This is a genomic window from Deferribacter autotrophicus (assembly GCF_008362905.1).
Lineage (GTDB): Bacteria > Chrysiogenota > Deferribacteres > Deferribacterales > Deferribacteraceae > Deferribacter > Deferribacter autotrophicus.
Genome location: NZ_VFJB01000003.1, coordinates 110,540 through 126,684, shown reverse-complemented (window position 1 = coordinate 126,684; position 16,145 = coordinate 110,540). Strand labels below are relative to the sequence as shown.

The following is a 16,145-nucleotide window of genomic DNA, read 5'->3' as shown; positions in this document are numbered from 1 at the left end:
TAATGCATGCGTTAATACCAAAAATAAAAAGTAAGTTACACACCAATAGAAGCAGGTATTTAAAAAAATTATCACAACATGAATGTTGTATTGTCCACATAGATATAAATAATTTTTCATTTTTGGGATTTAAATATGGATTTAATATTACTAATAAACTATTGGAAATAGTATCCGAACGTCTTTTATCTAACCTTACAGATGAAGATTTTGTTGAAAACATCTATGCTGATGATTTTATACTCTTTTTAAAAGGTAACAAAAATAATTGCATAGAGAAATTAAAATATTTGAAAGAAGAGCTTGATAAACCCATATTCTTAAGCGAAAATTTAAAGATTAAACTTTATTATAGAATTGCAGTAATTCACTATCCAAATGATATTCAGAATTTAAATGAAGCTATTGACTATTTAATTATGTTTTCAAGATTCATTAAATCAAAGGAATTAGAAGGTATTTATTATTTTGACAAAACAGAATCTCCTATATTTGAAAAACTAAAAACATTTATCGATTTCATTTACGATGTAAACTTTGACAAACACCTTGTACCAGCATTTCAGGGGATTTATGATTTAAATTCAAACAAGATTTTTGGTTATGAGGTTTTAACAAGAGTTTGTCATAACAATAAAATTTATGACGCATCTCAACTTATAGATATTTTTACATATTTTAAAATTAACATGAAAAGTGATGAGGTAATAATCAATAAAGCACTCCAATATAAAATTGATACAAACGACCATAGAATCTATTTTTTCAACATAGTCCCTGAATATTTTTACCAATATGTTGATATGATTACTTCAATTCTTGATACTTATAAAAATAAAGGGCTTAACACTAGTGAAATTTGTATTGAATTAACAGAAATATCCGAACTTGCAAAGTTCGATGAAATTAATAAAACTTTCAGGCAATTAAAAAAACAATATAATTTAATGTTTGCCATAGACGACTTTGGATCAGGTTATTCAAATTTAAACGTTTTTACATCTCTTCAAATTGATTTTCTAAAAATAGATAAGGAGTTAATAGAAAATGTCAAAAATAATCCAATTACAGGATACCTTTTAAAGTCTATAACAGAACTTTCACTATTTAGAAATATCGCGATAATTGGTGAAGGTATAGATTCAGCTGAAAAACTCAGACTTATCAACAAATTGGGATTTGATTATGCTCAAGGGTTTTATCTCTCAAAACCTGAAGTACCAAAAAAGTTTTTAACCTGATTTACGATTATTTAAAAATCTTACAATGATAAAAATAACCAAAGAAAACATTATCATGGCTGCTGCAACAGGTGCAGAATATTTTAGTCCAAAATTATTGAACCTGTCGTATATCAAAACAGGTGCTATCATAGGATGATAAGCAATTATCACAACAGCACCAAACTCACCAAGCCCCCTTGCCCACATCATAAGCATTCCATTTACAATGTCCCTTCTAGCATTAGGTAGTACAACTCTTACGAAGGCGGAAAACCAGCTTGCACCAAGCGTCCTTGCCACATACTCATACTTCACATCAACCTTTTTAAACCCTTCTTTTGCCCCATTAATCAGATAAGTGGCAGACAAAAACATCATGCCAAACATAATCCCTATTTTACTATCAATCATCTGTATTCCCAAAAAATCAAAAACCTTAGCAAAAAATCCGCTATTAAAGGCTACAAGTAACGCAATCCCTGCAGCCGTGTGTGGTATCATTGTGGGAATATCGATAACCCCTTCAATAACCGATTTACCAAAAAAATCATATCTTGCAATTATATATGCAAGGGGTACTCCAGTAAAAAATACAAAAAGAGTGGCATAAAAAGAGACTTTAAAGGTTAAAACAATGGAATCAAATACCTCTTTTTCTGAGATAGTCTTAATAATTTTAAAAAAACCGTTGGTGTAAAACAGCTTGACTACTGGAAAAGCAAGAAAAAAAACAATAACCGCACTAAATATGATAAAAACAGCTTTATTAATCTTCAATTTCATTTCTCTCTTTCAAAAAGGATATATCTTTTCTTTCAAAATTTATAAAAACCTCATCCCCTTCTGCAATATTTGAATTCATTAAATCACCATTAACCTTCACAAACAGTTTCGATCTGCCATAACTTAAATAAATCTTTTTATGATCGATAAAAGGAACAACTTCATCTACTACACATTTAATGGAAATCTCTTTTTCAGGATTTTTACCAAGAACAATTTGTGTGGGATCAACTGTAAAATACCCTTTCATCCTCTTATCAATCAATGATGATGGCAGAATATTTTTAAAACCTAAAAATTTTGCTGTCTCCAGATACTTCGGTCTATTTAAAATCTCATGTGCATCTCCATATTCAACTATTCTTCCATCCAAAATTACTGCCATCTTATCGGCCAGATATGCCGCTTCTCTGAAATTGTGAGTCACATGAATCACCGAAATACCATATTTTGGTACAATTTTTTTCAAATATTCCATAATTTCATAACGAAATGAAGGATCAATTGCACTGAGAGGCTCATCAAGTAGAAGCATTTTAGGTTTTGACATCAATGCTCTTGCTATGGCAACCCTCTGCTTTTCCCCTCCACTAAGGTGTTGAACATCTCTATTCAATAAACTTTCAAGTTGTAAAAATTCCACAATTTCATCAAAAATATCTTTAAATTTTTTGGTTTTTCTATATCTAACGGAAAAAAGAATATTTTCTTTTACTTTTAGATTGGGAAATAGTGCAAAATCCTGATATACAAAACCAAAACCTCTTTTTTCGGGAGCAAGATTTGTGATTTTTTCACCTTTAAAATAAATCTCCCCCCCTTTCACTCTATTAAAACCTGCAATCGTTTCCAGAAGCATTGTTTTGCCACTGCCCGTTTTTCCGAGCAGGACAAAATACTCATTTTCACCAATGGACAGCTTATCAACTTTTAACTCAAAATCCTCTTTTTTTACAAAAAGATTCTCTATAACTAACACATTATTCATCAAACCACACCATTTCTCCAAGCTCAATTAAACTAGCACCGCTTCATTTCTTATTAATAAGTTGTAAAGGTTGTATGAGTAATAAGGGTTGTACAGGCAGTAAGGGTAAATAACCTGAACCTAAGCCTTAACCTAGTTTTTAACATTGAACCTTAAACCCTTTTACGCATCGTTTCACGGTTTACGAATTACGATTTCCGTTTCACTCATCTACCCATCTACTCATTGATGCCAGGTTTATTCACTATTCAAAATACTTGCATCTCCGGTTATCACAGATGGCTCTATAAATTTCTGTCCGTTCCTCTCCATTATCTCTTTCCCTTTTTCAGAAAGCAAAAATTTAATAAATTTTACAGCACCTTCTTTATTTAAAGGCAATTTATCTCCATGTTCTACAATGGTAATACCATAAACCATGGGAGCACCTTTCTTTACAATCCAGGTTCCAGGTTTTTTGCCTGTTATTTTGAATGTTGCACTCTTATAGTAATCAGCCAATTTGCTATCACCAAGAGATACTTCCTTTGGCAATTCTAAAAACTTCAAACCGTGCTGTTTTGCCACCGATTTATAAATAAAGAGGTAATCTATGGCATGAGCTTCAAGCAACCCTAAGAGATCCGTCTCCTTTGGTCTCACAACCACCTTCTTTTTATTTTCCTCTCCATTTTCATAACTTTCACCATATCCAAAAAGTTTCTCAAAAAAACCATTTATTCCATAATATCTTTCAACAAGTTTAGCCACAAGCATGCTCCTATAACCGCATGGATCCAGGTTTGGATTAGAATGCCCAACTTTTACACCTTTTCTTAAAAGAATTTCAGGCCAATTACGGGCATTTATTTCATCGGCATATTTTGATTTTTCCGTATAAGCAATAGCCATTTCGTTGGTAACAAAGTGAATATTAAATTTTGCATACTCTGGAATAAGTAAATTATCGATCACTTTGTAATCTGCACTTGCCATAATGTCTGCCGGTCTTTTAAGTTCTGTGATTTTTCTTGCACAGGCCCTGCTGCCAGCTGCCTCTCTAACCACATCATACTGGGGATATTTCTTCTCAAACTCTTTTTCAAGCTGCGCAAAAGGAACACTAAGACTACCGGCATGAAAAATGATTATTTTCTCCTTGGCAAAACTGATGGCTGAAACTAACAAAAACATTATGAAGACTTTTTTAACCATAAACTATCCTCCCGCTTATTTTAAAATTATATCCGTCTGTGATTGGTAAATTTTTAAATGCTTTCTCTCTGATAAATTCTAGAAAATTTTGAATTTCATGGTTGAAATAAAACTTTTTAAGTAAAATCATATCAAAACGTTCATCAAAGATTTTGACAAAATTCAGATTAAAGAAATTGGCCACCGATTTTGTAGTAATACCAAAAAGCTGTTTATTCTCTTTCACAAGCATCCCCACTTCCAGATGAGTATTCACAACCCTTTCATCAAAAAGATCTATTGGATTTAACCCTTCTTTCTTTATCATTTCATCCTGCAATATCCGGATACCTGATCCCGGTTGTCTTTGAATCAATTTCAATCCATTTTCATAAAACTCTTCTAGATTCTCATATAAACTGTCTGACACAAAACCCACTTCTCTAAAAAACAAATTTACAACTACACATTCATTTGCAATTTTTTTACTTTTTAAATAAGGAATATTAAAATCGTTTTTTTCAAAATCATAAAGATGCGAAAAAGCTATATGAGCCCGCTGATATATTAAATCTTCAATACCATTTTTACTTCCCACATTGCTGTAAAAGATCCTATTCAAAGTTTCTTTGAAATATTTCTCAAAAATAAATGGAAGTAAAAAGTCATCTGATCCTGAAATTAAAATAATTTTCTTTTCCAACAAATTTTTTAAGCTTGTATCAGAAATATTACTAAGAGAACTCAATTTGATATAATCAAGCAACTCTTCTTTTGGAAAAAGCCATTTACCGGTAATTTTCGTAGCAGGCAAAACTCCACTTTGAGCTAAAACGTAAACTTTCTTTTCATTGATATTTAGTAACTCAGCTACCTCTTTTGCAGTTAACAAGTCTTTATTTTCCATAACAATGGATTTATCAGAAAATAATTACTTTTTCAAACAAAAAATAACAATAGTTGATAAACTGAGAGAAATTAAGGAAACGGGAAGGTAGAGAAATAGGAAAATAAGGAAATAAATAAGTGGGAATTAGAGCTTATTGTTCCCTATAGAAGTGGGACAATGTTATAATATAGTGTAAAAAGCGTAAAAAGGGGAGTAAGAGTGATGATTGAAATTTATCTCCTTAACCTCAACCTTAACCTCGAACATTGAACCTTGAACTTTGAACCTCGAACATTGAACCTTGAACTTTGAACCTCGAACATTGAACCTTGAACTTTGAACATTGAACTTTCCATTACCCTTCCTTACTATTTCTCTATCTCCCCTTTTATCTATTTTCCTACTTCTCCATTTAAAATGGATATTCGGTAAGACCTCCATCCACAATTAAAGATGTACCTGTAATATATGAAGCTTCTTTCGAAACGAGGAAATAGGCTGCATCAGCAAATTCTTTTACATCTGCAATTCTTTTTGCAGGAATCATACTGGCAATACTGTCATAAACTTCTTTATATTCTTTATTCTCCCTTTTCATTCTATCTTCAATTAAAAACTTTACTCTATCAGTAAGTGTATAACCAGGTGCAATAGTGTTTACAGTTACACCGAAAGGTGCCACTTTTTTTGCCAAAGATTTCACATAGCTTGTAAGAGCTGCCCTTAAACAGTTTGAAATAAGAAGATTATCAATCGGTTTTTTCACAGAAACGCTTGTGATAACCAGAATTCTTCCATAATTCTTCTTCATCATAATCTTTGCACATTTTTCCATTATTTTTACAGGATTTAAAAATATAGAATCAAAATGGGATTTCCAATCATCGGGTGTAATCTCAAAAACCACTCCAGCTTTAGGACCTGGTGAATTTATTACAAGGATATCAAATTCCTCATTTTCAACAATTTTCAACAAGTTTTCCACATCTTTATCTTCAAAAATATCACATTTAACACCAACGGTGCTTTCTCCTAACTCTTTCTCAACATTAATAATATTTTCATTAGATGATGATGTGAAAAAGGTTTTTATTCCATTTTCTACCAGCTTTTCCACAACAGCTTTTCCAAGCCCTTTACTTCCTGATGTCACAAGTGCTTTATAATTCATAATAACCTCCAAAAAAGTTGACTAATTCCTTTCTTAATGTATAACAGATATACTATGTATAGAGAAATTATCAAAGCTCATGAAAGAATCAAGAGTTTTATAAAAAATATCCCTCTTTATTACTCTAACATTTTCAGTGAGTTAAAAGAGGGTGATATTTATTTAAAACTTGAAAACCTTCAAAGAACAGGTTCATTCAAAATCCGTGGCGCTTTAAACTGTATGCTCAAAAACAGAGAAAAATGCGTAAATGGCGTTATTGCAGCATCTGCTGGTAACCACGCTCAAGGTGTCGCCTTTGGTGCAAAACTTTTAAATATACCAGCCACAATTGTTATGCCTGAGATAACACCTCTGATAAAAGTATTGAATACTTCTAAATATGGAGCAAAGGTTGTTCTACACGGTAAAAGCTATGATGATGCCTATAATAAAGCGGTTGAACTATCCAAAAAAGAGAATCTTTTTCTGATACACCCTTTTGAAGACGAAGATGTCATTGCTGGACAGGGGACTATTGGATACGAAATATTAAATGAACTTTCTGAAATAGACCAGATTTTAGTCCCTATAGGTGGGGGTGGCTTAATTTCTGGCATTGCCACTTATGTAAAGCATGTTAGTCCCAATACAAAAATTATAGGAATACAAGCTGATAATGCAGCAGGTATGTATTATTCCCATATGCGTAAAAAAGTAGTAACACTTTCATCTTCTGCCACCATTGCAGAAGGAATTGCTGTAAAGCGTGTGGGAGATATGACATTTGAAATATGTGAAAGTCACGTCGATGATGTAATTACCGTATCTGACGATGAAATAGCTTATGCTATACTGCAGCTTATTGAACAATCTAAATTGGTTGTTGAAGGAGCCGGTGCAGTAGGTATCGCAGCCATTTTGAGCAATAAAGTTAATGTGAAAAACAAAACAACAGTTGTTATAATCTCCGGTGGAAATATTGATGTGAATTTAATATCACGAATTATAAACAAAGGTATGGTCACCACTGGAAGATACTGTCAGATAACCGTAAATGTGAAGGATGCTCCCGGTTCTTTATCCGCTGTCACAGGAATTATAGCTTCACTTCAGGCAAATATTCTCGATATAAAACATCACAGATTTGACGCAAATCTACCAGTAAACTATACAAAGGTTATTTTTGACCTTGAAACAAAAGGGTTTGACCATATTGAAAAGATCATATCAGAATTAAACAGAGCTGGTTTTGAGGCAAGGGCAAATGGGTAGCGAGAAAATCTGGGAAGAAGTTTTAAAGGAAGCAAAAAATCATCTCTCTGAACAAATTGTTAATACATGGCTTAAACCAATAAAAGTTGGTGAATTGAGGGGTGATTTCATCCAACTCATAGCACCAAATAAATTTTATAAAAACTGGATTGAAACAAAATATCTTCCTTTAATTAAAAAGATTTTCAATGAATCCCTCTCAATTGAAGCACAAACAATTCAAGTAATTACAAAACTATCTGAAAAACAGAAAAAAACAGTCACACATACAGTATCTTCAGCTGTTACGGTAGATGTTTTCACATCCAATTTGAATAAACAATATACTTTTGACAATTTTGTGGTAGGTAATTCCAACAACTTTGCCCATGCAGCATGTCTAGCTGTTTCTGAAGGTTACTTTCATACCTATAATCCACTATTTATTTATGGTGGTGTAGGGCTTGGTAAAACTCACTTAATGCACGCTGTTGGTAATAAACTACTTGAAAAATTTCCAAAATTAAAAGTGCTATATATTTCAAGTGAAAACTTTACAAACGAAATGATTTCATCCTTAAAATCTAAAAAGATGGATGAATTCAGGGAAAAATATCGAAAGATTGATGTACTTTTATTCGATGATGTTCAGTTTTTAGCAGGAAAACAGAGAAGTACAGAAGAGTTTTTCTATACATTCAACTCACTATACGATTCTCAAAAGCAGATAATACTTACATCAGATAAAACCCCAGATGAAATTCCAGAGATGGAAGAAAGGCTAAAGAGTCGTTTTGCCTGGGGCTTAATAGCTGATATTCAACCACCATCTGTAGAAGAGAAAACAGCCATTCTCATGAAGAGGGCAGAGCAAATGAATATCCCTCTTGATGAAAAAGTAGCCCTTTTCATTGCTGAAAATTTGAAAAGTGACAATGTTAGGGAATTGATAGGTGCGTTAATAAGATTATCTGCGTATTCATCATTTAATGGTGAACCAATATCAATTGAACTTGCAAAAAAAACTCTTGATAAGTTCCTGATAAAAAAAGATAAAATAATAACTTTTGATACAATATTGAAAGTCGTTTGTGAATATTTCAATGTAAAATTAAGTGAGTTAAAATCTAAAAAAAGAACTAAAAGCATCGCATATCCAAGGCAGATTGCCATGTATCTTATGAGAGAAAAATTAAACTGTTCACTAAATGAAATCGGTGAGATTTTTGGTGGGAGAGACCATTCCACTGTATTACATTCCATCAATTCTATAGAAAAAAAGATTAAAAAAGAAAAAGAATTAAAAGAAATAATCAAAATCCTTGAAAAAGCGCTTTACGAATAATCGCAAACAATTCTTGAATAATTATCAGGTTTCTCTTTATTTAGAATTTGTGAATTCCTCTTTTAAAAACTAAGATTAAAATTTCAACATTTCATCCAAAGCTATATCTATACAACTTTAATTAGATCAATTAGCAAATAAGTCACTGAAATTATACTCGGCAAATCCTAGTTTTATCGACATTAGGACTTCAAATCTAAGTCGGTCAATATGGAGCATATTGAAAAAACAAAATGTTCAAAATGTTGTGTCAAACGTGTTCACAACTTTGTACATAAATTGTTATGTGGAAAAGTGGATATCTTTCAACATATATAATTCTCTTTTCAACATTTAAAATATAACTTAAGACACTTAAAACTAAAACAAATTTCCACTTGTAAACAATTCCAAAATACTATATTACTATTATTACTATCTTTAAATAAGTTAGGAGAATAATAATGAAGTTCAAATGTTTGAAAAACGATATTGTAAACATAGTTCAATATGCAAATAGTTTCACAACATCTAAAAATATAAGCACAATTCTACAAAATTTATACATAGAAGCTGAAGGAAACGAAATAACCATAAAATCCACAAACTTACAAACTGCATTTACAGGAAGATTTGAAGCCGAAATTGAACAAACAGGTACAACAACAATTCCAGCAAAAAAATTCGCAGAAATTCTAAAAGAGCTTCCAGACGGTAGCATCATAGATGCAGAATTCACTGGATCCAAATTCATTATCAAAAGTGGCAAATCAAAATTTACCCTCTCAACACTGCCACCTGAACACTTTCCAACAATATCAGATATAACTCCAGAATATTTCATAAGACTTAAATCCGAAGAATTGAAAAAAATGCTTGAAAAAATACAATTTTGCATATCAAATGATCATTCAAAACTTGAATATACAGGCGGCCATTTTAAAGTTTTTGGCAATAAACTTGAATTATCAGCAGCTGATTTCCAAAAAATCGGTATAACAGAATCAACATTCGAAGAAGAGTTCTCAGACGAATTTACCATAAACATTCCAAAGAAAACAATTACAGAATTAATAAAACTCCTTGATTTAGACGAATTCGTTTCTATTGAAACAGACAGAAAGCAGGCAATCTTTAATATCGGCAATATAACAATTTTCACAAAACTGATTGAAAAATATATCTCAAGTTTAAACAAACTTTTCAACATTGAATACAAAGTGAGCGTAAGACTTCCTAAAGAGAGAATACTTGATTCTGTCAAAAGGGTTTCAACACTTACAAGTGATATCACCCATGCCGCTGTTTTTTCATTCAACCATAATCAGCTCGATATCTACAGTCTTGAAACAGAATACGGACAAGGTTATGAATCCGTTGATGGTATAGAATACGAAAATGAACCAATGGATATTATCCTTAACACAAAACATGTAATAGACGTACTAAACCATATAGACACAGAATACTTTATAATCAAGCTTGTAGGAAGAAAAAATCCAGTTCTCATTTTTCCAGATGAAGACTGGTATAGATACCTCCTTACGCCAATATCGATAGAACGCAAGCTTTAATGATTTTAAAAGAACTTTATGTAGAAAACGTCAGAAACCATACACAAAAAAAATTTTATTTTGAAAAAAAAAACTACATTGCTGGAATTAACGGAGCAGGTAAAACCAGCATATTAGAAGCAATCTTAGCTTCAATAAGCAGAAAAAGTTTCAGAACCAATAAAATAACTGATATCATCACGTTAAATAAAGAATACTCCATTATAAGCACACTATTTGAAAAACATAATTTAGATCACAAATTTCTTCTCAAAATTGAAAAAAAACAAAAATCACACTTAATGAACGGAAAAAAAATTGAAAAACTACAAGATATAATCTCCGATTTCCCACTTATAGTGCATTCACCATATTACGAAGGATTAACAGACAAAAGTAATAGAAAAAAACTCATATTTATTGACAAAATCTTATTTTTTATAAATAAAGAGTATAGGACTTTGTTAAAAAACCATAACAGACTGATTGAACAAAAAAGAAATCTTTTAATCAATTACAGCGATTATAAAAGTATTAAAATATACAACGAAATGCTTATTGATTTACTAGAGAAAATGTTCAATTACAGACAAAGATTGCTTGATTCAATTAACGAAAAGATAAGAAATTACAACACATTGAAGCATATTAGCTTTAAAATTTTTCAGGAAGATATATCAAAACTTATACAAAAAGAAAAAATTACAAATAAAAACTATCTCAGTTCAAATTCACAAACAATCAAAATTATCAACAAAGATGGTGAAAATGTGGAAAACTTGCTCTCTTTTGGACAGAAAAAAGAACTTTCTATATTTACTGTATATTCATCTCTTAAAGTTATTGAAGAAAACAAAAAAGATGATATAATAGTTCTTTTAGATGACTTTGAAACGGGATTGGATGAAGGGCGAGTAAAAACATTTTATGAGCTTTTTTCTGAAAACCAGCTAATCATAACTGGCGTAGAAAAAAAATACATAAAAAACATAAATTTAATTAATTTATGAAAGGTGAATAATGAAAGAAAAGGGTTACACTGAAAGCAGTATTAAAGTTTTAGAAGGTCTTGAGGCTGTAAGGCAAAGACCTGGTATGTATATTGGATCTGTGGACCACAGAGGTCTACACCATCTCATTTATGAAGTGGTGGATAATTCCATTGATGAAGCTACAGCAGGCTACTGTAAAAACATTTCTGTAACAATCCATATAGACAACAGTGTAACAATCGAAGACGACGGTAGAGGTATTCCTATTGGTATCCACCCCACAATGAGAAAACCCACTGTGGAAGTGGTTATGACCACTTTGCATGCAGGTGGTAAATTTGAAAAAGGTGCGTATTATGCATCTGGTGGTTTGCATGGTGTAGGGGTATCTGTGGTTAATGCTTTAAGTGAATACTTAGAGGTCACTGTAAAAAGAGATGGTGGAGTCTACTACCAAAAGTATGAAAAAGGAAAACCTGTTGCAAAATTTGAACAGATTGGTAAATCTGATAAAACAGGTACTAAAATAAGGTTTAAACCAGATCCAGAAATCTTCGAAGAAATCGAATTTTCCTATGAAATACTACAAAGGAGATTTAGAGAACTTGCTTATCTCAATCCGGGTGTAAGAATTACGTTTACAGATGAAAGGAACGATAAAAAACAGGAATTTTATGCAGAAGGTGGAATTGTAAGCTATGTAAAATATCTAAACAAAAATAAAAACACCCTTTTAAAAGAACCAGTCTATGTCAGTGGCAAATTCGAAGATGTGATGGTGGAGGTAGCATTTACATATAACGATGGATACAGCGAACATATCATATCCTTTGTAAATAACATTCATACAGAAGAAGGTGGAACCCACGAAGTAGGTTTTAAAAATGCATACACAAGAATTTTTAACAATTTTGTTACAAAAAGTGGTATTTTAAAGCAAAAAATTTCTTTAACAGGTGATGATATAAGAGAAGGTCTTTCGGCTATTATATCTGTCAGATTGCATGATCCGATATTTGAGGGTCAAACAAAGGGTAAACTGGGTTCAACTATTGCAAAAACCGCCGTTGAGTCGGTAATGAACAGCTTTTTGCCTGATTTTTTCGAAAAGCATCTCGATTATGCAAAAATAATTTTGGAAAAAGCTATTCAAGCATATAGAGCTAGGGAAGCTGCAAGAAAGGCAAAAGAGCTTACAAGGAGAAAAAATGCCCTTGAGATATCAACCCTGCCAGGAAAACTTGCGGATTGCCAGGAAAGGGATCCTGACAAGGCAGAGCTTTTTATAGTGGAGGGTGATTCTGCTGGAGGTTCTGCAAAACAGTGTAGGGATAGAAGGTTTCAGGCTATATTGCCATTGAAAGGTAAAATATTGAATGTTGAAAAGGCGAGATTTGACAAAATTCTTTCAAATGATGAAATAAAGGCAATAATTACAGCTCTTGGAACAGGAATTGGAAACAAAAGTTTTGACATAAACAAAATCAGGTACAAAAAAATTATTATAATGACAGACGCCGATGTGGACGGAGCTCACATTACCACACTCCTTTTGACATTCTTTTACAGGTATATGAAAGAAATTATTGATAGAGGGTATCTGTATATTGCAAGACCACCTTTGTATAAGATTAAAAAAGGGAAAATGGAAAAATATATCCATGACGAAAGGGAAATGGAAGATTTTGTAATTAAAAATATTGTGGATAATATTGAATTTGAAGGGATACCAAAAACAAGATATTATGAAATTTTAAAAGGGTTGAAGAGATATATCAATATAAGAAGCAAGTATTTAAAGAAAGGATATACCAGAGAACTTGTAAATTCCCTTGCTAGCATTGAAGATTTAGTTAAAGAAAAATTATCTGATAAAATATTTGTGGATACTCTTTTTAATGAGTTAAAAGAAAAAAATCTGTTTGATGGTTATGATAAGGCTTATGTGGATTACAATCCGGAATATGAAAAGTACAATATAATACTGCAAAAAGGTAATGAAAGACTTACAATAAACAGTGAATTTGTGGATTCTCCAGAGTTTAAAGAGTTAAAGAGAAATTTTCTTAAAATAAAGCCATTGGGTAACAGACCGTTTAAAGTAAAAGTTGGTGATGAAATAAAAGTTTTTGATAACTATGATGAAATGATGGAATATTTTGAAATGATAAGTTTAAAAGGGGTTTATGTGCAGAGGTATAAAGGTCTTGGTGAGATGAACCCTCAACAGTTGTGGGAAACAACTGTGGATCCTGAAAGAAGGGTTCTTTATAGAGTAAGGGTTGAGGACGCAGAGGCTGCAGATGAGCTATTTTCCCTGTTAATGGGGGATGTGGTTGCACCAAGAAGAGAGTTTATTGAACAAAATGCTTTAAATGTGAAAAATCTTGATATTTAGAGGGGCTGATGAAGGAAAAAGGTATAATTGATATCAACATAGAAGATTCATTAAAAGATAGTTACCTTGATTATGCAATGAGTGTAATTGTGGGAAGGGCTTTACCTGATGTTAGGGATGGATTAAAGCCTGTCCACAGAAGAGTCCTCTATGCTATGCATGAAATGGGGGTTTTACATAACAAACCGTATAAAAAATCCGCAAGAATCGTAGGGGATGTGATCGGTAAATATCACCCTCATGGTGATGCTGCAGTTTATGATACTCTTGTAAGAATGGCTCAGGATTTTTCTCTCAGGTATCCTTTGGTGGACGGTCAAGGTAACTTTGGTTCAGTGGATGGTGATGCTGCAGCTGCAATGAGATATACTGAAGTGCGGATGACAAAAATTGCCGAGGAGATGCTTGCTGACATCGATAAGGATACAGTTGATTTTGCTCCAAACTATGACGGTTCTTTAAATGAACCTGTGGTTTTGCCTACAAGAATACCTAATTTGCTTATAAACGGCACAAGTGGTATTGCTGTGGGTATGGCCACAAATATACCGCCTCATAACTTGTCAGAAGTAGTTGATGCTCTTGTTTATATGATAGACGAACCTAATTATACCGATGATGATTTGTTAGGTTTTATTAAAGGACCTGATTTTCCAACTTATGGTATTATTTACGGAAAAGATGAGATTATAAAAGCTTATAAAACCGGTAGAGGGGTAATCAAAGTAAGAGCGAGGGTAAAAAAGGAAATAACCACAACAGGTAAGGAATATCTAGTAATCACCGAAATCCCTTATCAAGTAAATAAGGCAAACTTGATTGAAAAGATTGCCACACTGGTTAGGGATAAAAAGATAAGCGGAATTACCGATTTGAGGGATGAATCGGATAGAGATGGTATAAGGGTGGTAATCGAACTGAGAAAAGGAGAAAATCCAGATATTTTAATAAATCATCTTTATAAATACACTCAGATGGAAATTGCCTTTGGAATTAATTTAGTGGCGATTGTGGACAAAAGGCCTAAAACTCTCACCTTAAGAGAGATGCTAGAGCAGTTTTTAAATCACAGAAAGATTGTTGTTATTAGAAGAACTAAGTATCTTCTAAAGAAGGCAGAGGATAGATTACATATCCTTGAAGGGTTGATTATTGCCGTTCAAAACATAGATGAAGTAGTGGCTTTAATAAAATCTTCAAAAGATACTGCTACGGCAAAAGAAAAGCTTATACATAGATTTAATCTTTCAGAAAAGCAGGCTCAAGCGATTCTTGATATGAAACTGCAAAGACTAACAGGACTTGAGATAGAAAAGCTGAACAATGAATATAAAGAGACTTTAAAAAATATTGAGTTTTATAAATCAATTTTGGAAAGCAATAAGGTTTTAATGGGGATAATAAAGGAAGAACTTTTAGAAATTAAGAAAAATTACGGTGATAAAAGAAGGACAGAAATTGTAAGTAGTACCGAAGAGATAAACATAGAGGATCTCATTCCTGATGATGAAGTGGTGGTAACACTTTCTTATCAAGGGTTTATAAAAAGGACACCTTTGACTAATTTCAGGTCTCAAAAAAGAGGTGGCAAAGGTAAAACAGGTGCCGGTAAAGTGAAAGAGGATTTTATTAAAGATATTATTGTAACTACAAATCATTCTACTTTAATGTTTTTTACAAACAAAGGAAGAATTCACTATCTGAAAGTTTACGATTTACCAGAATTAGCAAGAGATGCTAAAGGTAAGTATATTGCAAATATAATAAATCTTGAAAACGATGAAAAAGTAGCTGCAATAATTTCTACAAAGAATTTTGATAAAGAAAACTATATATTTATGTGTACAAAGAAAGGGGTTGTGAAGAAGACTTCATTGGATGCATTCAGTAGTGGAAGAAGTGGTATCATTGCATTGAAGCTGAGGGAAAATGATGAGATTGTGGCAGCGGCTTTGACTTCTAAAGATGATTTTATATTTATTTCCACTAGAAAAGGTAAATGTATTCAATTTAGCAGTAATGAAGTACGTAATATGGGTAGAGTTGCCACAGGTGTGAAAGGTGTAGAGCTTGTGAGAGACGATGAAGTGGTATCTATGGAAGTTATTAAAGGAGATCCCCTTATACTTACCGTTACTTCAAAAGGGTACGGAAAATGCTCCCTTGTTACTGATTATAGAGTTCAATCAAGGGGTGGTAAAGGGATAAAACTTTCTAAAGTAACTGAAAAGACAGGATTGATAGTGGGTGCAAAACAGGTGAAAATGGAAGATGATGTAATGCTTATTTCAAAATCATCCAAAATTATTAGGCTATCTGTATCCGATATTCCTATATTAGGTCGTGATACTCAGGGCGTAAAACTTATGGGATTAGACGATGAAATAATTTCTTTTGATGTTATAAAAGAGGGGTAAA

At 32.3% G+C, this 16,145-nt stretch carries 12 protein-coding genes; 7 read left to right on the top strand and 5 right to left on the bottom strand.

Annotated elements, in window-relative coordinates:
• The first annotated feature begins 2 nt into the window (after window positions 1-2).
• Window positions 3-1,241 carry an EAL domain-containing protein gene (locus tag FHQ18_RS02640; RefSeq protein WP_149265619.1) on the top strand — a complete coding sequence of 413 codons (1,239 nt, stop codon included), beginning with the start codon at window positions 3-5 and terminating at the stop codon, window positions 1,239-1,241.
• On the opposite strand, the gene FHQ18_RS02635 is transcribed toward FHQ18_RS02640, so the two are convergent.
• The 5 genes from FHQ18_RS02635 to FHQ18_RS02615 form a co-directional block, all read right to left on the bottom strand.
• On the bottom strand, window positions 1,233-2,006 hold the full coding sequence (locus tag FHQ18_RS02635) for an ABC transporter permease (RefSeq protein WP_149265618.1): 774 nt from the start codon (window positions 2,004-2,006) through the stop codon (window positions 1,233-1,235). The genes FHQ18_RS02640 and FHQ18_RS02635 overlap by 9 nt on opposite strands.
• Window positions 1,990-2,994: an ATP-binding cassette domain-containing protein gene (locus tag FHQ18_RS02630; protein ID WP_246798624.1), complete on the bottom strand. Its 1,005-nt coding sequence runs from the start codon at window positions 2,992-2,994 to the stop codon at window positions 1,990-1,992. The genes FHQ18_RS02635 and FHQ18_RS02630 overlap by 17 nt, the downstream gene beginning before the upstream one ends.
• Before the next feature lie 237 nt (window positions 2,995-3,231).
• Window positions 3,232-4,188 carry a tungstate ABC transporter substrate-binding protein WtpA gene (gene wtpA, locus FHQ18_RS02625; RefSeq protein ID WP_149265617.1) on the bottom strand — a complete coding sequence of 319 codons (957 nt, stop codon included), beginning with the start codon at window positions 4,186-4,188 and terminating at the stop codon, window positions 3,232-3,234.
• The gene (locus tag FHQ18_RS02620; protein WP_149265616.1) at window positions 4,181-5,074 is read right to left on the bottom strand and encodes a helix-turn-helix transcriptional regulator; all 894 of its coding nucleotides are present in this window, start codon (window positions 5,072-5,074) and stop codon (window positions 4,181-4,183) included. The genes wtpA and FHQ18_RS02620 overlap by 8 nt, the downstream gene beginning before the upstream one ends.
• 394 nt (window positions 5,075-5,468) lie before the next feature.
• Entirely contained in the window at window positions 5,469-6,227 is a 759-nt protein-coding gene (locus FHQ18_RS02615; protein WP_149265615.1) for an SDR family oxidoreductase, read from the bottom strand.
• 54 nt (window positions 6,228-6,281) lie between these two features.
• Here FHQ18_RS02615 and ilvA point away from each other — a divergent pair, with 54 nt between their 5' ends.
• From ilvA to gyrA, 6 genes are all read left to right on the top strand, one after another.
• Entirely contained in the window at window positions 6,282-7,481 is a 1,200-nt protein-coding gene (gene ilvA / locus FHQ18_RS02610) for a threonine ammonia-lyase (RefSeq protein ID WP_149265614.1), read from the top strand.
• A complete protein-coding gene (dnaA, locus tag FHQ18_RS02605; RefSeq protein WP_149265613.1) occupies window positions 7,474-8,805 on the top strand; it encodes a chromosomal replication initiator protein DnaA in 1,332 nt (443 codons plus the stop codon). The genes ilvA and dnaA overlap by 8 nt, the downstream gene beginning before the upstream one ends.
• 443 nt (window positions 8,806-9,248) lie before the next feature.
• Window positions 9,249-10,358: a DNA polymerase III subunit beta gene (gene dnaN, locus FHQ18_RS02600; protein ID WP_149265612.1), complete on the top strand. Its 1,110-nt coding sequence runs from the start codon at window positions 9,249-9,251 to the stop codon at window positions 10,356-10,358.
• Window positions 10,358-11,347 (top strand): AAA family ATPase, encoded by a 990-nt coding sequence (locus tag FHQ18_RS02595; RefSeq protein ID WP_149265611.1) that lies wholly within the window; start codon window positions 10,358-10,360, stop codon window positions 11,345-11,347. Before dnaN ends, FHQ18_RS02595 begins: the two co-directional genes overlap by 1 nt.
• A gap of 10 nt (window positions 11,348-11,357) precedes the next feature.
• The gene (gene gyrB / locus FHQ18_RS02590) at window positions 11,358-13,727 is read left to right on the top strand and encodes a DNA topoisomerase (ATP-hydrolyzing) subunit B (protein WP_149265610.1); all 2,370 of its coding nucleotides are present in this window, start codon (window positions 11,358-11,360) and stop codon (window positions 13,725-13,727) included.
• Window positions 13,728-13,735: 8 nt separating this feature from the next.
• Window positions 13,736-16,144 carry a DNA gyrase subunit A gene (gyrA, locus tag FHQ18_RS02585; RefSeq protein ID WP_149265609.1) on the top strand — a complete coding sequence of 803 codons (2,409 nt, stop codon included), beginning with the start codon at window positions 13,736-13,738 and terminating at the stop codon, window positions 16,142-16,144.
• Window position 16,145 lies beyond the last annotated feature (1 nt).